This window comes from Pseudonocardia sp. ICBG601 (assembly GCF_020496245.1).
In genome coordinates, this window is the sequence record NZ_JAHLJA010000046.1 from 25,911 (window position 1) to 39,182 (window position 13,272).

At 75.4% G+C, this 13,272-nt stretch carries 13 protein-coding genes and 1 pseudogene; 1 reads left to right on the top strand and 13 read right to left on the bottom strand.

The window, feature by feature from the left end; genetic code table 11:
- Positions 1–7: 7 nt before the first annotated feature.
- From KPL57_RS16540 to KPL57_RS66600, 9 genes and pseudogenes are all read right to left on the bottom strand, one after another.
- Entirely contained in the window at positions 8–1,651 is a 1,644-nt protein-coding gene (locus KPL57_RS16540) for an ABC transporter substrate-binding protein (protein WP_226352302.1), read from the bottom strand.
- Positions 1,648–2,850 carry an acyl-CoA dehydrogenase family protein gene (locus KPL57_RS16545; RefSeq protein WP_226352303.1) on the bottom strand — a complete coding sequence of 401 codons (1,203 nt, stop codon included), beginning with the start codon at positions 2,848–2,850 and terminating at the stop codon, positions 1,648–1,650. Before KPL57_RS16545 ends, KPL57_RS16540 begins: the two co-directional genes overlap by 4 nt.
- Complete coding sequence (locus tag KPL57_RS16550; RefSeq protein WP_374203735.1) at positions 2,847–3,908, bottom strand: LLM class flavin-dependent oxidoreductase; 1,062 nt, start codon at positions 3,906–3,908, stop codon at positions 2,847–2,849. Before KPL57_RS16550 ends, KPL57_RS16545 begins: the two co-directional genes overlap by 4 nt.
- Before the next feature lie 275 nt (positions 3,909–4,183).
- A pseudogene (locus KPL57_RS16555) lies at positions 4,184–5,658 on the bottom strand (FAD-binding oxidoreductase).
- Positions 5,659–5,704: 46 nt separating this feature from the next.
- A complete protein-coding gene (locus KPL57_RS16560) occupies positions 5,705–5,848 on the bottom strand; it encodes a hypothetical protein (RefSeq protein WP_020622810.1) in 144 nt (47 codons plus the stop codon).
- 125 nt (positions 5,849–5,973) lie between these two features.
- Positions 5,974–7,227, bottom strand: coding sequence for a rhodanese-like domain-containing protein (locus KPL57_RS69755; RefSeq protein ID WP_308252898.1), 1,254 nt, complete (start codon positions 7,225–7,227; stop codon positions 5,974–5,976).
- Positions 7,145–7,780 (bottom strand): ketopantoate reductase family protein, encoded by a 636-nt coding sequence (locus KPL57_RS16575; RefSeq protein WP_226352304.1) that lies wholly within the window; start codon positions 7,778–7,780, stop codon positions 7,145–7,147. Before KPL57_RS16575 ends, KPL57_RS69755 begins: the two co-directional genes overlap by 83 nt.
- Positions 7,777–8,541 (bottom strand): alpha/beta hydrolase, encoded by a 765-nt coding sequence (locus KPL57_RS16580; protein ID WP_226352305.1) that lies wholly within the window; start codon positions 8,539–8,541, stop codon positions 7,777–7,779. The genes KPL57_RS16575 and KPL57_RS16580 overlap by 4 nt, the downstream gene beginning before the upstream one ends.
- Before the next feature lie 124 nt (positions 8,542–8,665).
- Entirely contained in the window at positions 8,666–8,797 is a 132-nt protein-coding gene (locus KPL57_RS66600) for a hypothetical protein (RefSeq protein WP_264198201.1), read from the bottom strand.
- A 96-nt stretch (positions 8,798–8,893) separates the two neighbouring features.
- Here KPL57_RS66600 and KPL57_RS16585 point away from each other — a divergent pair, with 96 nt between their 5' ends.
- Entirely contained in the window at positions 8,894–9,769 is an 876-nt protein-coding gene (locus KPL57_RS16585; RefSeq protein ID WP_226352306.1) for a LysR substrate-binding domain-containing protein, read from the top strand.
- Between the two features lie 11 nt (positions 9,770–9,780).
- Here KPL57_RS16585 and KPL57_RS16590 read toward each other — a convergent pair whose 3' ends face one another.
- The 4 genes from KPL57_RS16590 to KPL57_RS16605 are packed head-to-tail and all read right to left on the bottom strand — an operon-like array spanning position 9,781 to position 13,056.
- Positions 9,781–10,767: an ABC transporter substrate-binding protein gene (locus tag KPL57_RS16590; RefSeq protein WP_226352307.1), complete on the bottom strand. Its 987-nt coding sequence runs from the start codon at positions 10,765–10,767 to the stop codon at positions 9,781–9,783.
- A 35-nt stretch (positions 10,768–10,802) separates the two neighbouring features.
- A complete protein-coding gene (locus KPL57_RS16595; protein ID WP_305080512.1) occupies positions 10,803–11,582 on the bottom strand; it encodes an amino acid ABC transporter ATP-binding protein in 780 nt (259 codons plus the stop codon).
- A complete protein-coding gene (locus KPL57_RS16600) occupies positions 11,579–12,538 on the bottom strand; it encodes an amino acid ABC transporter permease (protein WP_226352308.1) in 960 nt (319 codons plus the stop codon). The genes KPL57_RS16595 and KPL57_RS16600 overlap by 4 nt, the downstream gene beginning before the upstream one ends.
- Positions 12,535–13,056, bottom strand: a complete 522-nt coding sequence (locus KPL57_RS16605) for a GNAT family N-acetyltransferase (protein WP_020627245.1) — start codon at positions 13,054–13,056, stop codon at positions 12,535–12,537. Before KPL57_RS16605 ends, KPL57_RS16600 begins: the two co-directional genes overlap by 4 nt.
- Between the last annotated feature and the right edge of the window lie 216 nt (positions 13,057–13,272).

Genomic DNA, 13,272 nt, shown 5'->3' on the forward strand with positions numbered 1-13,272 from the left:
CGCGCGATCAGTCCTGCAGCCATGCGGTGTAGTAGTTCGCGTAGGCGACGCCGTTGTAGGTCACGCCCTGGACCCGAGGGGACTGCGCGTAGATGCGCTGCACGATCTGGGTGATCGGCACGAAGTACCCCTGGTCGAGGACGTGGGCCTGCAGCTGGTCGAGGAGCTCGTTGCGCGCGGCGGTGTCCTTCGCCCCGGCGATGCCGTCGGCGAGCTGGTCGAGCTTCTGGTCGCTGCGGCCGAGGCCGAACCAGTTCTCCCCCTTGTTCGCGTCGGTGAGCACGCCGGAGACGGTGCCGGCGTCGATGAAGCTGCGGGTGACCTCGTAGGCGGGCACCGTGGGGCTCCCGACGACGACCTTCTGCGTGTAGTTGACGACGTCGAGTGCCTGGATCGGCGCCTCGATCCCGACCTTGCGCAGCTGCTGGGCGATCAGCTCGTCGATCGCCCTCGAGGTGGCGAGGTAGGGGTTGGGGTGCAGCGTGACCGAGAGACGCTTCCCGTCCTTGACGCGGATCCCGTCGGGGCCGGGCACCCAGCCGGCCTGGTCGAGCAGCGCCGTGGCCTTCGCCACGTCGAAGGCGAACGACGACGAGTGGTCGGTGGCACCGGGGACGTTGCTCTGGATGAACGACTCGGCCTTCTGCCAGTCCGGGGTGTAGACGGTCGCGATGATCTCGTCGCGGTCGATGGCGTGCTGCACGGCCTGGCGGACGCGGACGTCGTCGAACGGGGCGACCGTCGTGTTCAGCGCGAAGCCGTTGACGAAGCCGAGGTAGCGCGGGGTGGCGGTGGTCAGGCCCTGCGCCTTGAGCGTCTCCAGCTCCTTGGGCGAGGGGTTGTAGGCGACGTCGGCCTGCCCGGACTGCACCGAGGAGGTGCGGACCTGCTGCTCGGAGACGACCTTGTAGGTCAGCGTGTCGATCCGGGCCGGGCCCTGGTGGTCCAGCGCGGCGGGCGCCCAGTCGTAGTCGGGGCGCTTGCGGAGCACGACGTTGTCGTCGTCGCGCCAGGACTCGACGACGTACGGGCCGGAGCCGATGTCGTTCGACAGGTCGGCCTGCTGGGCGGCGGGCAGCGCGAGCGTCTTCGGCGAGATCAGGATCGAGCCGTGGTAGCCCAGGGTCGGGATGAAGCCCAGCGTCGGCGAGCGGAACGTGACCTGCACCGTCGTCGGATCGACCGCCCGGGCGGCCTGGTAGGTCTTCGGGAACAGCCCGATCGGCTTGATGCCCTCGTCGGGGCGGCCCTTGGCCCAGATGTCGAGGTTCGCGACGACGGCGGCCGCGTCGACCGGGGACCCGTCGGAGAACGTGACACCGGGACGCAGCTTCAGGGTGAACTCGGTGGCGTCGGCGTTCTGCTGCCAGCTCTGCGCGACCCACGGCGACACGGCGCCCTTGTCGTCGACGTAGACGAGCTTGTCGGTGACGTGACCCCACACGTGGCCCTGGAAGCTGGAGATCGAGCTGTCGTTCGGGACCCAGGTGTCGCCGAGCGAGTCGATGAGGAAGGTCAGGTCGCCGCCGTCGGTGGGGGCGCCGGCGGCGGTGTTCTGCACCGCTCCGGTGCCGCAGGCCGACGCGAGGACGGCGGCGGCGAGGACACCGGCGGCGGCGCGCAGCACCGACCGGCGGGAGGGGGTGGTCATCGGGGGTTCTCTTCCTGCGGGGTGGGGCGGGACAGGAGGCGGCGGCCGGCGTCGAGGAACGCGGCGTCCGCCTGCGGCGGGTGGACCCGCACGCAGAGCACGTCCCGCAGGTGCCGTTCGAACGGCAGGTGTCGGGTGAGCGCGGGGTTGCCCAGCGCGGCGACGGCGGTCTCGACCGCCGTGATCGCCGAGTGGGCGATCTGCACCTTGAGCAGCGAGAGCTGCGGCAGGTGCGAGGTCTCGCCGGAGCCCGCTCGCAGCAGGGCCCCGTACAGGAGGGTCTCGGCCTGCGCGACGTGGGCGTCGATCTCGCCGGCGACGGTGCGGATGCGGTCGGTCTCGGCGATCGGGCGCCCGAGCGCGGTGGGGACCCGCTCGCGGACGTAGCGGACGAACGCGGCCCGGGCGGCGCGCGCCACCCCGACGTAGAGCGCGGGGTGGCCGAGGCTCGCCGGGCCGGCGACGGCGGCCGGGTCGCGGTAGACGCCGTCGTCGCCGCGGGGGATCTCCACGAACGCGTCGAGCGGGAGCGCGACGTCGTCGTAGACCACATCATGGGTGTTCGAGGCGCGCAGGCCCAGGTGGTCCCAGGTCTCGACCCAGCTGATGCCCGGGGCGTCGGCGGGCACGAGCAGGTGCCCGACGCGCGGCTCGTCGTCGTCGGTGACCGCCCAGACCACGTGGTGGGCCAGCGCGGTGCCACCGGTGGCGTAGGCCTTGCGGCCCGAGAGCGACCACCCGTCGCGGGTGCGGCGGGCGACGGTGGCGGGCAGCCCGCCGCGGGCCGGGGCACCCAGCTCGGGCTCGGCACGCACCGCGTTGATCAGGACCGGCTCGTGCACCGAGCGGCGCAGGATCTCCGCGTAGGTGGCCTCCGGCCAGGTCGCGGCGGCGGCCTGGCCCTGGTGCGCGTTGAGGGTGTTCGCGGTGATCAGGGCGACCGAGGGGTCGCCCTCGCCGAGCGCGACGAGGATCCGGGCCGCGTCGAGCAGCGACACCCCGGGGCCGCCGTGCCGCCGGGCGACGGTGGCGGTGAGCAGCCCGGCCCGGTGCACCGCGGCGATGCCCGCCTCGGGGACGGCACCGCTGCGGTCGTAGGTCTCGGCCGTGGCGGCGAGCTCGGCGGTCACCGCGGCCAGCGCGGCGTCGGACAGGTCGGGGACCGGGAGCGCCGCGGTCCGCTCGTCGAGCGCGGTCACCGGACACCGGCCAGCGCGTCGGCGTCGAAACCGGGGGCGAACGCGCCCGGGTGGTCGGCCTGCAGGGTGCCCCGGCGCCCGGTGGCGTCGCGGTGCGCGAGCTCCTCACGGACCAGGGGCAGCACCCGGCGGCCGTAGTCGGCGGCGTCGGCGAGGGTGTCGTAGCCGCGGATGGACACGAGGTCGGCGCCCAGGTCGATGTAGTCGACGATCGCCGCGGCGACGGTCTCGGGGGTGCCGACCAGCGCGGTCGACGCACCGCCCGCGTTCGTGACGGCGGCGGTGCGGGTCCACAGCGCACGGTCGTAGACCTCGGCGCGAGCGGCGAACTCCAGTGCCCGCTGCGAGCCGACGTTCTGCGGGCTGCCGGTGAAGCGGTGCTTGGTCGCGCCGCGCCGGAAGCTCGCACCGATGGCGTCGGCGTAGCGGTAGGCCTTGGCCCACGCCAGCTCGTCGGTGCGGTCGACGATCGGGCGGAAGGTCACCCAGATCCGCGGCCGCGGCCGGCCCGCGGCGTCGGCGATCGCGTGCACCCGGCCGATCTGGGCGCGGATGTCGGCGAGCGGCTCGCCCCAGAAGCTGAACACGTCGGCCTGCCGGCCACCGATCTCGAACGCCTCGTCGGACTGGCCGCCGATGGAGATCGGGATGGTGTCGCCGTAGGGCGCGAAGCCGGGCCCGAAGTCGTCGAAGCGGTAGAACTCCCCGTCGTGGCCGAACGCCTCGGTCTCGGTCCAGGCGCGGCGCAGCAGCGTGATGAACTCGCTGGTGCGGGCGTAGCGGCGGGCCTTGGGCAGGTAGTCGCCCTGGCGGGCCTGCTCGGCGTCGCTGCCGCCGGAGATGAGGTGGACGACGGCGCGCCCCTCGGTCAGCTGGTCGAGCGTGGCGAGCTGCTGGGCCACCACCAGGGGGAAGGCGGTGTTCGGCCGGACGGCGACGATCGGGCGCAGCCGCTCGGTGAGCTGTCCGACCGCGGAGGCCACGACGAAGGAGTCCGCGGTGTTCGAGCCGTAGGGCAGCAGCGTGTAGTCGTAGCCGGACTCCTCCAGGGTGCGCACGTAGCGCCGGAAGTAGGGCAGGTCGATGCCGCGGGTCGGCAGCGGGGCGAGCTCGGTGGAGGGGTTCAGGTGCGACAGCGAGATGAACTCGACGCCGCGGGCGGCCGTCTCGGGAACGGTGTCGGACGGGCGGTGTGGGACGGAGCGGTCACGGGCGTGTCGGGCACGGTGTCTCCTCGGTGCGGGTACGGGCGGACGGCCGGGGCGCGGCGGTGCGGCACGTCCGGCGGGTGTCGGGTCACGGGTGGGCGGTCGGGCGCGGCGTCCCGGGGATGTCAGAGGGCCTTGCCGGGGTTGAGGACGCCGCGGGGGTCGAACACCGACCGCAGCCGCTGCTGCAGGTCCACCAGGTCGTCGCCGAGCTCGTCGCGCAGCCAGCGGCGCTTGAGCAGCCGACGCCGTGCTCCCCGGTCAGCGTGCCGCCCAGGCGCAGTGCCGTCGCGAACACCTCCCCGGCGACGTCCCACACCTGCTGGTCGAGCTCACGGCCCGGTTCGAGGACGAGGATCGGGTGCAGGTTGCCGTCGGCGGCGTGCGCCATCGTCGCGATCCGGATCCCGCTGCGGGCCGAGATCGCGGCGATCGCGGTGACCGCCTCGGCGAGCCGCGAGCGCGGCACCGCGACGTCCTCGACCAGGACCCGGCCCAGCCGCTCCAGGGCCGGCAGCCCGGCGCGGCGGGTGGCGAGCAGAGCCTCCGACCCGGCGTCGTCGGTGGCGAGGTCGACCCGCGACGCGAGCGGGGCGACCACGGCGCGCACCGCGTCGATCTCCGCGGCGGCGCCGAACCCGTCGGTCTGGACCAGCAGGAACGCCGCCCCGTGCGACGCGGCCCCGCCGGCCGCGGCGATCGCGTCCAGGCACGTCGTGTCGAGCAGCTCGGCGACGGCGGGCTGCAGCCGGGCCGCGGTGATCGCGGCGGCCGCGGCGGCGGCCGTGGTGACGTCGTCGAACCAGGCGGCCAGGGTCGCGGTCGCGACCGGGACCGGCCGCAGCCGGACGGTCGCGCCGACGACCACCCCGAGGGTCCCCTCGGAACCGACGAACAGTCCGGTCAGGTCGTAGCCGGCGACGCCCTTGACGGTGCGCCGTCCGGTGGCGACCCGGCGGCCGTCGGCGAGGACGACGTCCAGGCCGAGCACGGCCTCGCGGGTGACGCCGTACTTGGCGCAGCGCAGCCCGCCCGCGTTGGTCGCGATGTTCCCGCCGATCGTGGAGATCGCCGCGCTGGCCGGGTCCGGGGCGTAGCGCAGGCCGTGCGCGGCGGCCGCGGCATCGAGGTCGGCGGTGAGGACCCCGGCCTCGACGACGGCGAGCTCGTCGACCGGGGAGATCTCCACGATCCGGTCGAGACCGCTCAGGTCGAGCACCACGCTCCCGGCCCCGGCGACCGCTCCCCCGGACAGCCCGGTCCCGGCCCCGCGGACGACGACCGGGGTGCCGGTGGCGTGGGCGTGGGTCAGCAGCTCGACGACGTCGTCCACCGAGCGGGCGGCGACGACGGCATCCGGGATCGAGCCCGGGTCGAACCCGGAGCGGTCCAGGCGGGCGGCGGTCCGGACGGCCGGGTCGGTGCTCCATCCCGCCAGGGCGGACGGGTCGGTACGGGGGTGGGTCACGGTGCTGACGGCACGGCTGGGCACAGGGAGGTCTGCTTCCGGTTCGGCGCCCCGCCGCGGACCGCAGGGCGGTACGGCGGGGGCGGGCCCGCCGGGAGGGCGGGTCGGGAGGGCGGCGTGCGGTGGGGGCACGCAGGGACCGGAGGAGGGACCCGGGGGGCGGCGCTGCGGCCGGGTCTCAGCGGGCGCGACAGCCCGCGGAGAACACGGTGCCGTGGTCGATCACGCGGCGCCGGGTGAAACCGGTCGGCGCGGGCGGCGGGCACGACGGTGCCGGACGGCGGCGCGGCGCCGCGGGCCCGGTCGAGGTCGTCGTGTCCACACCGACGAGTGAATCCCGGACGACCGGTCGGGGTCCAGCGACGAATCGGGATCGGTTCCGATCACGCGACGCGATCGATGACCGCGTGGTGCCCCGTCCGGGCGGCGTGCGGGCCTCGGCGCCGGTCACGGCTGCGCCCGGGTGGCGACCGGGCGCGCCGGGTCGTTCGACCACGCCGACCAGGACCCCGGGTACAGCGCGGCGCGCACACCGACCGCGGCGAGCGCGGCCACCTGGTGGGCGGCGGTCACCCCGGATCCGCAGTAGACACCGACCGGCCGGTCGAGCGCACCGAGCGCGGCGAAGCGGGCGCGCAGCGCGGCGGGGTCGCGGAAGCGGCCGTCGGGGGCGAGGTTGTCCCCGGTGGGAGCGCTCACCGCGCCGGGGACGTGCCCGGCGCGCGGGTCGACCGGCTCGGTCTCACCGCGGTAGCGCTCCCCGGCGCGGGCGTCGAGCAGCAGCCCGTCGCGGGCCAGCGCGGCGGCGGAGTCGGCGTCGAGGACCGGCAGCGCGCCGCCGGTGAGCACGACGTCGCCGGGCTCGGGGTCGGGCACGTCCCCGGACTCGACGGGCAGGCCCGCGGCGGTCCAGGCGGCCAGGCCGCCGTCGAGCAGCCGGACGTCGTCGTGCCCGGCCCAGCGCAGCAACCACCACGCGCGCCCGGCGGCGGCGTCGTACACCACGACCGGGCGGTCGGCGCGCACGCCCCAGCGCCGCGCCGCCGTCTGCAGGGCCGCGACGTCGGGCAGTGGGTGGCGGCCGTCGCGGGGGTCGTCGGAGTGCGCGGCGAGCTCGGTGTCCAGCGGCACGTACACCGCGCCGGGCAGGTGCCCGGCGCGGTGGTGCTCGCGCCCGTGCGGGTCGCCGAGGGCCCAGCGGACGTCGAGCAGCACCGGCGGGGTGTCCCCCGCCAGCTCGGCGGCCAGCGCACCCGCGTCGACGAGCACGGACACCGAGGGCAGGGTCGCGGCCAGGTCGGCGTCGTCGAGGTCGTGCGCCCCGGCCCCGTCGGCGACGGCGCGGCGCACCCGGTCCGCGACGGCGGCGTTGCGCGGCGCCGTGGTGCCGTGCAGACCGGCGAGCAGCACGATCTCGCCGTTGAGGAAGTCGGTCTCCGGGCTCACCCCGCGGCGCAGGCTCTGCCAGGTGGAACGCCCCGCGGCCGGTGCTCCGGGCACCGGCCGCACCATCAGTGAACCGAGGTCCACGGTGGACTCCGCACGGTGGTCGGCCGGGTCGACGCCCGCGGCCCGGTACACCTCGCGGGCCTCGGCGCGCAGCGCGGCCGCGGCCCGCTCACGCAGTCGCCCCGGCGGGTAGAGCGCGTCGAGGGCGTTGCCCAGCACCTGCGGGAGCTTGCCCGCCTTCCAGCGCGGCACGTCGTCGACGAGCTGGGTGGGGTGGCGGGCCGCCGGTCAGGTCGGCGGCGATCTCCTCGGCGCGCGCGTCGCGGCCCGCCGGGTACCGGCCGAGCCAGACCAGCCCGGCCGCGGGTGCGCCCGGCGAGACGACCTCGCCGGGGGTGAGGTAGGTCGTCGGCGAGCGCACGACGGCGCCGTACACGGTCGTGAACCGGCGCAGTGCGGCCCACTCGGTGTCCATGCCGTTCTGCAGCACGACGACCGGGAGCGACGCGGCCGCGGTGCCGCCGGCGACTGGGCGTGCGGCCCAGTGGGCCAGCGCCGCGTCGGCGTCCTGGGCCTTCGTGGCCAGCAGGAGCACGTCGTCGGCGCGCAGGGTCACCTCGTCCTGCCCGGCGACGGGCACGCCGACCCGCTGCTCCCCCTCGGGACGCAGGTACCGCAGGCCGCCGCGGAGCGCGGCGAGCTGTGCACCGCGGGCGACGAGCACGACCTGGCGCCCGGCGAGGTGCAGCTCGGCGGCCAGCGTGGCGCCGACCGCCCCGGCGCCGACCACGACGTAACGCGTCACCGCGGCACCGCCGCGACCTCGACACGGGCCAGCGGGGACCCGACACGCAGCCGCTCCAGGAACAGCACCGCGGTGGCGGCGGCGATGCGGTGGGTCGCGTCGTTGAGGGCGTCGTGCACACCGCCGGCGACGCCGACCAGCTCCCCGTCCGGGAGGGCGGCGTAGAAGTCGCGGACGTCGGCGAGCGGGCTGACCGCGTCGGCGGCGCCGTGCAGGCCGAGGACCGGCACCCCGAACGCGGCCGGGCGGGCCCGGTCGACCCAGCCGTCGGGGAGCCGGCCGGTGAGCGCGCCGCGGCGGACGGTGTCGTCGGCGTCGAGGCGGCCGCGATGGGTCGGGCAGGACGTGCGCAGCGCGAGCTCGTCGGCCCAGTCCGGTGCGCCCGGGGTGGTGTGCAGCGGGAGCCCGGCTAGCACGAGGCCGTCGATGCCGGCGGCGCCGTCGGCGACCAGCCCGGCCGCGAACAGCGCGCCGGTGTCGGAGCCGACCAGCACCCGCGGCGGCGGACCGGCCTCACCCGGCTCCTCGGACGGGGTGCGGTCGAGCAGCGAGCGGATCTGGCCCAGGGTGCGGGCGGCGTCGACGGTGGGGTCGCTGACCGCCCAGACGCGGTAGCCGTCGGCGGCGATGCGCCTGCCGAACCGCTCGTAGACCGCGGCGTGCTCGCCGCGGCCCGGGACGACGACGACGGTGCCGCGGGGACGGATGCCCTCGGGCTCGGTCCAGGACGCGAGGACCGGGGTCGTGCCGACTGCAGTCATGGAGGACTCATCTCTTTCTCGGGTGACGTCGTCTCGGGTGACGCCGGAGGACACCGGCCCGGGGAGGGCCGGCGGAGGGCGACCGGGGCCGCGCGCTCCGGACGGGTCGCGACCGACCCGTGGTTCAGCGGGCCGGACAGGCCGCGGAGCAGACGGTGCCGTGGTCGACGACCCGGCGACGCGTGAACCCGCCGTCACGGCACGCGACCGCGGCCGGAACGTGCCGGCCGGGGGTCGCGAAGCGCGGGCGGGTCATGCCCACCATCACAGACGGCCGGGGCGCCCGGGTCCAACGACGAATGCGCATCACAACCGATCGCGATCCGCGATCATTGTCGGTAGCCTCGGTACCGTGCCCGCCGTCCTCGACATCACCGCGCTGCGGAGCATCGTCGCCGTCGCCGACCAGGGCGGGTTCCACCGCGCGGCGCAGTCCCTGACGTTGTCCCAGTCCGCGGTCAGCCAGCACGTCCGTCGCCTGGAGAAGGCCGTCGGACGCCCGCTGGTCCGCAAGGACGGCCGGGTCAGCCGGTTCACCGCCGAGGGCGAGGCGCTGCTCGGCGAGGCCCGTCGCATCCTGGCCGCCCACGACGACGCACTGCGCCGTCTCGGCGTCGGCGACACCCGCGAGTCCCTGGTGCTGGGCTCCACCGAGCACGCCGCGGACGAGCTGCTGCCCCGGGTCATGGAGCGGCTGCAGGAGGTGTTCCCCGGCACCGCGGTGCGCTTCCGACTCGACCGCTCCAGCCGGCTGAACGACGCCGTCGACCGCGGCACGCTCGATCTGGCGATGTACATCGGCGACGTGGTCGACGGCCCCGGCGTCGCCGCCGGGGCGATCCCGCTGACCTGGTACGCGGCGCCGGGCTGGCGTCGTCCCGCGGACGGTCCGGTGCCGCTGGTCGTGATCGACTCGCCGTGCACCATCCGGCGCCGCGCCCTGCAGACGCTGTCCGCCGCCGGGATGGCGGCGACCGTCGTCGGGGAGGCCGCCTACCTCGCCGGGGTGCTGAACGCGGTGCGCGGTGGTCTGGGGGTCGCGCTCGTCGCCGGGCTGGGCGACCCACCCGAGGGGCTGGAGGAGTGCACCGACCTGCCCGGGGCGCCGTCCGAGCCGCTGCACCTGCGGGTCCGGGCCGGGGCCGACCCCCGGCTGGTCGAGACGGCCAGCGCGGCGCTGGCCGCGGTGCTGCCGCCGGCCGGGGACCACCCGCCCCCGGCCGGCTGACCGCGCGTCGCTCAGGACGCCGCCCGGCGCGGCAGCCCGGGCGGGTTGATCCGGGAGTCCTGCAGCGCCTCGTTCTCCAGGTGCCACCGCGCCAGCACCTCGCCGTACTTGCCGCTCGCGATGAGCGCGTCGATCGCCTCGTGGATCGGGCCGACCAGCCCGTCGCCGCGGCGGGTCATGGCCGCGATGTCGGCCTGCACTCCCCCGCCGCCGCCGTTGAGCGAGCCGACCGCCTTCGTCGTGCTACCGGTGGCGACGTGGTAGGCGACGCCGGGGTTCGGGCCGAGGTAGGCGTCGAGGCGTCCGGAGTCCAGGGCGAGGTAGTAGTCACCGGTGTTCTGGTAGTACTGGATCGTCGCCGGTGCGACCCCCGCGGCCTCGTTCTGCCGGTTCCACTCGACCAGGATCTGCTCCTGGTTGGTGCCGGGTGAGACGCCGATGGTGAGCCCGGAGATGTCGGCGGGCTTCTCGATCCGCTCCACCCTCCCCGCGTTGCGGGCCTCGAAGGTGACGGTGTCGACGCGGTAGGTCGCGAAGTCGTACTTGTCCTTGCGCTCCTCGGTCACGGTGATGTTGGAGAACCCCGCGTCGTAGGTGGGGGACTCGACGCCGAGGAACAGGTTCTCCCACGACGTCGGCTGCAGGTCGAGCCGCAGCCCGAGCGTGTCCGCGACGAGCTGGGCCAGGTCCGGCTCGACGCCGATGACGGTGCGGTCGTCGTCGGCGCGGAAGGACAGCGGCGGGTTACCGCTGCCGGTGGTGGCCACGGTGAGCTTTCCCGACTCGCGGACCGCGGCGGGGACCGTCGCGGCGATGGCCTCGATGCGGTCCGCACGGACGCGGTTCTGCTCCGGGCTGGTGTTCACCGCCGTCCCGGGGTCCACCGGGGCGGCCTGGTCGGGATCGGCGCCGGAGCAGCCGACGGCGGCGACCAGGGGCAGGACGAGGGCGACGGCCGCGAGGCGCAGGTGGCGCAGCGGCCGGGGGATCCGGGACATCGATACTCCTGTGGGGAGGTCGGCGCAGACCGGGGTCAGCGCAGGACCGCGCCGAGGAAGGCGCGGGTACGGGGTTCACGCGGGGTGTCGAGCACCGCGGCGGGCGGGCCGGACTCGACGACGCGGCCCTCGTCGAGGAACACGACGGTGTCGGCGACCTCGCGGGCGAAGCCGATCTCGTGGGTGACCACGACCATCGTCGTGCCGTCCCGGGCGAGATCGGAGATGACCTCGAGGACCTCGCCGACGAGCTCCGGGTCGAGCGCGGAGGTCGGTTCGTCGAACAGCAGCAGCTGCGGGTGCAGGGCGAGCGCGCGGGCGATCGCGACGCGCTGCTGCTGACCGCCCGACAGCCGCCGCGGGTACTCGTCGGCCTTGTCGGCGAGCCCGACCCGGGCGAGCAGCTCACGGGCCTCGGCGTGGACGGTGGCACGGTCGCGGCGTTGCGCCGACAGCGGCGCCTCGACGACGTTCTCCAGCACCGTCAGGTGGGCGAACAGGTTGAAGCTCTGGAACACGAAGCCGATCCGGCTGCGCCGGCGCAGGATGCGCCGCTCCGGCAGCTCGTGCAACCGGTCGCCGACCCGCCGGTAGCCGATCAGCTCGCCGCCGACCCGGACCGTGCCGCGGTCGACCTTCTCCAGGTGGTTGATGGTGCGCAGCAGGGTGGACTTGCCCGACCCGGACGGCCCGATGACGACGGTGACCTCGCCGGGGGCGACGGTCAGGTCGACCCCGCGCAGCACCGGCAGCGGACCGAAGCTCTTGTGCACCCCGCGCAGCTCCACCATCGGGACAGTGCCGGCGGCGGTCATGCCGTGGCCCCCCGCCGGCGCCGTCCGGACACCGCGGCCCGCGCGCGTTGCAACGGGGTCGGTGGCAGCGTGCGCTGCGCGCCGCGGGCGTAGTACCGCTCGACGTAGAACTGGCCGACCGACAGCGCGCTGGTCAGCACCAGGTACCAGACGGCGGCGACAAGCAGCATCGGGATGACCCGTCCGGTCCGGGTGTAGATGACCTGCACCTGGTAGAAGAGCTCGGACAGCGCCATGATGTAGACCACCGAGGTGCCCTTGACCAGGCCGATCAGCTCGTTCGCCGCGGTCGGGACGATGATCCGCATCGCCTGCGGCAGCTGGATCCGCCGGAACCGGCGCCAGGCCGGGATGCCGAGCGCGGTGGCGGCCTCCAGCTGGCCGGCGTCGACGCCCAGGAACCCCGAGCGCACGACCTCGGCGGCGTAGGCGGCCTGGTGCAGGCCGAGCCCCAGCACCGCCGCGGTGACCGGGCTGACCAGCTCCATCGTGCCGAACTCGACGAACGACGGCCCGAACGGGATGCCGATCGAGAGCCGGTCGTAGAGCAGGGCGAGGTTGTACCAGAACAGCAGCTGCAGGATCAGCGGCACGGACCGGAAGATCCAGATGTAGGTCCAGCTGACCGAGCGCAGCAGCGGGTTGGGCGAGAGCCGCATCACCGCGAGCACCGTGCCGAGCACGAACCCGACGACGATGCCGAGCACCGTGAGCTGCAGCGTCAGCAGCACCGCGTTCACGATGGACGGGGCGAACAGGTAGCGGCCGACGGTCGGCCAGTCCCAGGCCGGGTTGGTGACCAGCGCGTTGACCGCCATCGCGGCCAGGACCGCCACCACCGCGGTCCCCGCCCACCGCCACGGGTGCCGGGCCGGGACGACCCGCAGGCCGGCGGCGTCGTCCCCGGTGGGCGGGACGGCGCCCGGGGCGGCCCGGGCCTCGGTGCGGCTGCTCACGCGAAGCCCCCGGTCAGGTACTTCTCGAACGGGTGCGGCCCGACCGTCTCCGGGTGCAGGGTCCGGTCGTAGAGCGGCGTGTAGCCCGCGGCGAGGTAGAGGTGGCGGGCCTCGGGCTGGCGCGGACCGGTCGTCAGGTAGATGCGCCGGTAGCCGCGGGCGGCGATCGTGTCCTCCAGCTCGGTGAGCACCCGGCGGGCCAGGCCGCGGCGGCGGTACGCCGAGCCGGTCCAGATCCGCTTGAGCTCGGCGGTGTCGGAGTCCCACCGGCGGAAGGCGCCCCCCGCGACGGGGGTACCGCCGTCGAGCAGCAGGACCACCCCGCCGGACGGTGGGGCGAACCGGCTCGCCTCGCGGAGGGTCTCGGCGTCGAGGTCGCCGAGGGTGTGGCCGTAGCGGACGCCGTACTCCTGGTCGAGCTCGACCAGCATCGGGCGGACGAGCGGGTCGGTGTAGGCGACCCAGCGGACCTCCGGACGGGCGGAGGTGGTGGGCGGAGCGGGGTGGAGCGCGGTCACGGTGGGGACCTCTCGGTGCGAGCGCTGCCCTCGGGCAGGCGGGGACCGGCCGCCCGCGGTGGCGGGCGGTCCGGTGCGGGGCACGGGTGGAGAGGTCAGCGACAGAGCGCGGCGCCGGTGCGGCACAGGTCGACGTGCCGGCGACGGACCCAGCGCAGCCGGATCCGGGCCCGCTGCCCGGCGTCGGGCCGGTGTCTCGCGGGGCGGTGGGGCATC